At 48.8% G+C, this 6469-nt stretch carries 6 protein-coding genes and 1 tRNA gene; 5 read left to right on the forward strand and 2 right to left on the reverse strand.

The features are described 5' to 3' along the window. Positions 1-56: 56 nt before the first annotated feature. Entirely contained in the window at positions 57-1868 is a 1812-nt protein-coding gene (locus ACTQ3V_RS03215) for a hypothetical protein (protein ID WP_441466225.1), read from the reverse strand. Positions 1869-2093: 225 nt separating this feature from the next. Between ACTQ3V_RS03215 and ACTQ3V_RS03220 the strand changes: the two genes are divergently transcribed. From ACTQ3V_RS03220 to ACTQ3V_RS03240, 5 genes are all read left to right on the forward strand, one after another. Then, the gene (locus ACTQ3V_RS03220; protein WP_441466226.1) at positions 2094-2312 is read left to right on the forward strand and encodes a hypothetical protein; all 219 of its coding nucleotides are present in this window, start codon (positions 2094-2096) and stop codon (positions 2310-2312) included. Next, a complete protein-coding gene (locus ACTQ3V_RS03225; protein ID WP_441466227.1) occupies positions 2305-3951 on the forward strand; it encodes a hypothetical protein in 1647 nt (548 codons plus the stop codon). Before ACTQ3V_RS03220 ends, ACTQ3V_RS03225 begins: the two co-directional genes overlap by 8 nt. 12 nt (positions 3952-3963) lie before the next feature. Continuing rightward, positions 3964-4236, forward strand: a complete 273-nt coding sequence (locus ACTQ3V_RS03230) for a helix-turn-helix domain-containing protein (protein ID WP_441466228.1) — start codon at positions 3964-3966, stop codon at positions 4234-4236. A 65-nt stretch (positions 4237-4301) separates the two neighbouring features. Then, positions 4302-5744, forward strand: coding sequence for a tyrosine-type recombinase/integrase (locus ACTQ3V_RS03235; protein ID WP_441466229.1), 1443 nt, complete (start codon positions 4302-4304; stop codon positions 5742-5744). Positions 5745-5773: 29 nt separating this feature from the next. Beyond that, positions 5774-6163, forward strand: a complete 390-nt coding sequence (locus ACTQ3V_RS03240; protein WP_441466230.1) for a type II toxin-antitoxin system RelB/DinJ family antitoxin — start codon at positions 5774-5776, stop codon at positions 6161-6163. A 47-nt stretch (positions 6164-6210) separates the two neighbouring features. On the opposite strand, the gene ACTQ3V_RS03245 is transcribed toward ACTQ3V_RS03240, so the two are convergent. After that, positions 6211-6287 (reverse strand) — tRNA-Arg (locus ACTQ3V_RS03245). Positions 6288-6469 lie beyond the last annotated feature (182 nt).

Raw genomic sequence — 6469 nt, forward strand, 5'->3', positions numbered from 1 at the left:
TACACAGTGCTGGGGTATCTGGGGGATTCCCCCAGATACCCCAGCTACAATTGCAGTTAGTTACAAATTTGCACATCATCTTTTCTGTTTGGATCGTGCCATAGTGCATTGCAGCGTAATAATAAAATTGCGCTATAATGCCCAAGTATTTTACATGCCTGTTGCAGTAAAAATTGGTAGAGGAAGAGAGTTGCACCTTCTACTTGCCTTAAATAGTAATTCACATTCCCTGTATCATCAATTTGCAACGTCTTCAAAAATCCTCGAACATATTTTTCCAACGCCTTAATGTTTGTATGCTTATGTAGTCTCTCATGATCCTCGATTAATTTAATAGCTTGTTTTGTTGTCAAAGCTTCATTGATTTGACGTTTTAAAAATCTTGGTACAGACGAAGCTGTTGTATCATCCATAATTTTGGTTGATATTCCGAGATGCTTGTTTAGCGCATCTTCATCATAAAGTTCGCATTCAGCATTCATGTTCCAATCAAGAATTAAATCACTGTAGTATTTAGGAAACATACCTTTACTCCCACAAAGCGGTAAATTGGGAGAAGCTTGCGCCATAATTCTTTTAGAGAAATTGACATTATAAAAATATTTCTTCATCAGCTTATATGCATATTCTTCTTGAGAAGACCCAGTAGCGAAAAATGGTTTCGCATTTTTAGCGTTTTTACTTATTACATTGAACAAAATCTCGTTCCATTTACCACCAGATGAATAGACTTCAGCTCTCGATAATTCTTTAAACACATTTATGATTTCGAAAGCCTGTTCGCCGTATTCATCCACCAATTTGGCATTAGATTCATCTTGTAAAATCAAATATTTTGGAAGATTTCCACGAAGTTGAATCATCTTCTCATAGGACAGACCACAATAAAGCGCCATATCAGTAGCTAATACATCCGTCTTACAGATCAATATGCCAAACTCCTTGCATCTTTTCCACTTCTGTTCTTGTTTCTTCTGTAAAGTTTTCTCTCTCCCCATCTCATCATCCCAATATACATTATTATATGGAAATGGCCGTAACTGCGACTTAGAGTGCACTTTACAAACAGAAATTGGCCTATAAATAACTTCTAGCGCTTGCGATAATGCCACCCGCACTTCCTTTATCAATTGAAGCTCTTGATCGCACAGATAATTGATCTGCTTCATGTTTTGTTGGAGTTCTGGCAATGTCGAAACAGGTCTGATCAGATTCTTCTTCGCCTCTTTTCTTTCTGAAAAGCACTGTTTAATTGCATCTAGCGCAAACAATGCCGGAAGAAGTGGATAAGCGCGGTAGTCAGAAAAAACCGTCTTAACAATTTGATCCCTACATTCTACCCGTGTAGAGATATTTCCACATTTGTTAGCAAAAGTGTTATAGCTCTTTTGAACCAGGATTTTCACTTCATCAATAATTTGATCCCGATCCACTTCAACTTTAATTTCAATATTCTCCGCTGTGCGATTGAGTGTCCTAATAATATATTTCACTGCTATACTTTCATTTCGCTCAAGGCTATCATTTTCCCGAGCTTTCTTGAGCACTTTGATATAAGTATCCACAGCATCTTCATCTATTTTTCTTAGCTCATCAGCGCTAAAGCTCATAAAAAGCGGAACAATTTCTCGAATTTCCTGCGCATGCTCCTCCCGAAATGCCTTATCCTGTGCGTCTTGAATCAGTTTTGACAAAACCATCCATGGCTTGAGCGGCGTTTCAATATCAGGGAACAAATTTTTGACGCGTCGTATCGATTCCCGAAAACGATCCCAATATTGCATTTTTCGTTCTTTTCTCGATATATAGCTCACATTCGTACAACTTTTCTCAATTTTTCCGTTGCTTTTCAAATCTTTTTCATTCACAAAAATCATCTTCCTTTTCCGGCTCCATGTCAAATTTTCTATAAATCTCGCAGAAAAAAACCGCATTTTTGCGTGGATTTTTCCAACTTTTTCGACGATAATTATATCAGATCCGATGTGATTCTTGCATATAATGCACATTTCATCGGTTAATTGAACTTAGCCGGCTTCACCCGCTCGTGGACAGGACGCTGAAAACGAGCATGATTTTTGGAGGATTCTGCCATGCGTATCAATATTCCGAGAGATCATTTCCGCTATATGAAGCCGGTCCGCGAACCGGCTAAACAACGGCCATACCGCGATTCATTTACTGTCAATGAATTCAACACGCTCGTCGTCACGCCCGAACTGCTAGCGCAACCGCGGCTGAAACCAGAGCCGCCAGCAGATGTGGTTCGTGTGATCGACAATACGACCGAAGGGGGTGAGTCTCATGAATGAGTTCCTCGGTCACCCATTGGACGGTCTGTCGAATGCGCTGCTTGAGGTGAGGCGGGCGTTTCTCCCACCCGAGGCCTTTCCTGATGGCGAACCGGCATTCGTTGAAGTTCTGCTCGTCTTCGACGATGGGACCGACGCAAACGCGATCCTGCCGATTGCGCAGGTGAATGCGACCGGACTACGCAAGGCGGTGCCGCGTTTCCTCGTTCCACGCAAGCACCGCGACGCCTTCGATGTCGCACTTCTGGAAGAAGTGCACCGGCTTATCGAGCTTTCATCGGCTCACCTCCTACAAGCTCCAGATAGTAGCGAGCCGTGTATTGGGTATGCCTTCACGCAGTCAGGTATGCACCAATTGCCGAACGGCCAGTATGTTTTCGTATGGGGCGATCATGTGCTGGGCGACTGCGATTTGCCATACGTTGTACGTTGCGACGAACACTATATTATGCGCACGCTGCCGATTTCTGATCCGCTTCCTCGGCTCTTCGCTGAGCTCGCCTACGCAGATCCACTGGTCACGCTTGGCATGGTATTCACCTGCGCCACGCTGCTTCGATCCTGGATCACACAGTGCACCGATTCTTGGCAGGCAGTCTTGACAATCGTTGGTGGGCAAAACCTCGGCAAAACCAAGCTCGCGCGGCGGCTGACCGACTGGATCACGGATGCTGAAGATGATCCCGCGCTGCTGTACAGCGCCGGAAGCACCGCGTCCGCAATCCGCGACGCGATGGTGTCTGCGCGCGATCTGCCGGTCGTTATTGACGATCTTTGCCTATCTGCCAGCCCGCAGTTGCAGCGAAAGTACCGGGACTTGGGCGCGCAGCTTGTCCGCGAAGGCGCGAATGCCGCGCCGATCGTGAAAAAGCTCCCGGGTGGAAAGTTGGCCAAGCTCAAATGCGCCGCAGGCGTCATTTTGACTGCCGAATTCGCGCTGGAAAATGCGTCGGATATTACGCGGTGCGTATTCCTGCCGATCGATCACCCCCTTCGCATGGACGAAAGTCTATCTTGCGGTCTGGTCGGGGCGTCGTGCGCATCCTTCGTTTCGTGGTGTTTGCGACATCCTGCCGTTTTTGAAGGTTGCCTCGACCGTTCCCTGCACAAAAAGCTGATTTCCGGCCTTCCGCAGCGAACTTCTCTGAACTTTTTCGTGCTCGACGCTGTTGCAGAATTGTTCTGCCGCGCAGCACGTGATGCAGGATCAGACGAATCAACACTTCGGTCGGTTTTCAATATTTACTGCGGCGCAGTTGACTTGTCGCTCAATTGCCAAAATGAGATTCTCGACCAGCTGGATCGCCAAAGGAAAAAGGGAAACATCGCCGCGTTGCTGCTGGAAGGTCTTAATCAAGGTGTCTTCGACCTGTGTAGGAAAGTCGAAAAGCTTGAACGGCACGAGGGGATGATCTGGCACGGGGACCTGTGCTTACGGCGTGAGCCGCTGGAGCGCTTTGTCCGACTACAGGATGGTTACGGTGACTACACGATTTCCAAAATCGTCCGAGAGCTGAAAGATATCGGAGCACTTGTCCTTCAGGAGGAGGGCACCGCCCAGGTTCGATTGAAAAAGGATACGCCGCGCGTATACCGCATCCGCCTCGCTGTGCTCGAGGATGCGGCAGAGGAATTTTAGGAGGTAATACCCATGTCTGAAAGTACAATTATCCCAACCCGACGGTATTTCGACACCGCATCCGTCTCAGAAACCCACCGCCGCCTGCTGGCGGAGGGGCACCGTGTGTCCGAAAATGCACTCCGCGGCTGGGTGCGGCAGGGCATCCTGCCCGCCGCCCGGATCGGCCGGACGTGCCTCATCTACTACCCCAACGTGCTGAAACTACTGCACGAGGGTACCAAAGCACCGCCTACAGCAACGGAAAACCGACCGTCACACATCCCGCCGCGCATTCCGATCTGATTTCCAGCGGGCACGTCTTGTTGAAGACGTGCCCTTTTTCTTTCTTTCTAAAAGGAGGCCTCGTCATGGCAACAATCACAAAAATACACGGCAAAACAGGTCTGAGCTTCAAGATCACGGTTCATTGCGGCTATGATGAACTCTACCGCAAACGCCGTCACTATAAAACCTACCGACCTCCGGCGACTTGGTCAGAGCAATATGCCGAGCGGGAGGCACAGCGTGTCGCTGTTGAGTTTGAAAACAGCATCCGACAGGGCTTCCGCCTTGACAACCGCAAAACCTTTGCGGAATATGCGGCCTATGTCATCGATCTCAAAGCACATACCGGTACCAAGCACAGCACCATCGAGCTATACAAGCACCTCTGCGAACGAATCAACCCGGCAATCGGCCATTTCAAGCTGACCGAAATCCGTCCGCAGCATCTCAACCGTTTATACGTCAGTCTGGCAGAGGATTGCATCAAACACTCCGCCGATAATGCCCGAGCCAAGGTTAATCTGGGGGCACTGCTTGCAGAGCGAAAAATCTCCCGCGCTGCTTTATCACGACAGGCGAAGCTCAGCCCATCCACTGTGACGGCCGCTTGCAGGGGGCAGACCATCCGGCAGTCCTCAGCCGAATCGATTTCCTCTGTTCTCAGTATACCACCACAGGAACTGTTTGACTACTTCCACAGCGAAGAAAAACTCGCAGTCAAAACGATTTTGCAGCATCATCGCTTCATTTCCGCTGTTTTGTCTCAGGCGGAAAAGGAAATGCTCGTCACCTATAATGCCGCCAGCCGTGCAACGCTTCCCAAAGCGAGGCGCAGCAAGGTCAACTATTTTCAGCCGGAAGAGATTACCGCTATTGTAAAGGCACTGGAATCCGAACCGCTGAAATGGAAGCTGATCACCCATTTGCTGCTCGTCACTGGATGCCGCCGTGGTGAGATCATGGGACTGAAATGGGATCGCGTCCATCTGGACAAACATTACCTGACGATCGACAATAACCTGCGCTATTCCAAGGCGCGTGGCATCTATGAAGAAACGCCAAAGACCGGCGAAACTCGGTACATATCCATCCCCACAGAAACTGTTTCGTTGCTACGCGAGTATCAGGCGGAACAGGAGCAGCTTCGAAAGTTCAACGGCGACCGATGGCGGGATACCGGTTTCGTGTTTACCCAGGATGACGGACGCGCCATGCATCCGGATAGTATCACCGCATGGCTGGCAAAGTTCAGCAAACGGCATGGACTGCCGCATATCAATCCACACGCTTTCCGTCATACCGTAGCAAGCGTCCTGATCGCCAACCATACCGACGTGGTTACAGTCGCACGGCAGCTGGGGCATTCCAGTGCAACGACTACTGAGACCTACTATGCGCATCTGATCGAAGAATCGCGTGTGCAGGCCAGCGAATGCATTGCCAATGTGATGCTGCGCCGGGCTATTCCATCCGATACCACGTCGCAGTCTTCGCCCGGCCCGGTTAACAACCAACGATCTTTGTAATACAATTGCATTACAAGAAGGTGCCCAATATGGCAACGGATGCAACCCTTCAAATCCAGATCAGCGACACATTAAAAGACCAAGTTGAATCGCTCTACCGCAGCATGGGGACTTCTTTTGCTGAGGCAACGCGGATTTTCGCACAGCAGAGCCTGCAGGAAGGCGGCATGCCGTTCCGTCCCAGCTTGAAAGCATGGGAGAATATGAGCGAGCACGAAATCAGCGAACGGCTCCTGCAAAGCAAATCGGATATTGCCGCCAACCGCATTTGCTCTCTGCGCGATCTTGACGAAAAAAATACTAAAGATGCAACGAACAGTCGAAACCGGCTGTTCGTTTCTGTCGTCTACCATTATTTCGGGCGTCCGAATGGACGCCACAGTGGACGCCAAATTTCCGCTCCTGTTTTTATCGTCTAAAATCGTTACAAAAAAGCCGTTATTCCTTTCGGAATAACGGCTTGATCTGGTACGCCCGATGCGATTCGAACGCACGGCCTTTGGAGTCGGAGTCCAACGCTCTATCCAGCTGAGCTACGGGCGCGGGTACGAATGTTATTATACCATTTACTCTCATGTTTGTAAAGCGTTCTCCTTGGTCTTTTTCTTTTTGGGTGTAGGAGTACAATACATCTTGGACAGTTGAATAAAAAAGGGATGAAGGATAAGGCCTCATCGGTTAAAGTTGAGTTGCTACACTTAACTTGACGAGAGGGGGCCATATCC

This window comes from Candidatus Agathobaculum pullicola, from assembly GCF_052117205.1.
In the GTDB taxonomy this organism is placed as follows: domain Bacteria; phylum Bacillota; class Clostridia; order Oscillospirales; family Butyricicoccaceae; genus Agathobaculum; species Agathobaculum pullicola.

Bases quoted from the DNA above. Each gene is read 5' to 3' on its own strand.
- ACTQ3V_RS03220 (WP_441466226.1), top strand. From the start codon at position 2,094: ATGCGTATCAATATTCCGAGAGATCATTTCCGCTATATGAAGCCGGTC.
- ACTQ3V_RS03235 (WP_441466229.1), top strand. From the start codon at position 4,302: ATGGCAACAATCACAAAAATACACGGCAAAACAGGTCTGAGCTTCAAG.
- ACTQ3V_RS03230 (WP_441466228.1), top strand. From the start codon at position 3,964: ATGTCTGAAAGTACAATTATCCCAACCCGACGGTATTTCGACACCGCA.
- ACTQ3V_RS03225 (WP_441466227.1), top strand. From the start codon at position 2,305: ATGAATGAGTTCCTCGGTCACCCATTGGACGGTCTGTCGAATGCGCTG.
- ACTQ3V_RS03240 (WP_441466230.1), top strand. From the start codon at position 5,774: ATGGCAACGGATGCAACCCTTCAAATCCAGATCAGCGACACATTAAAA.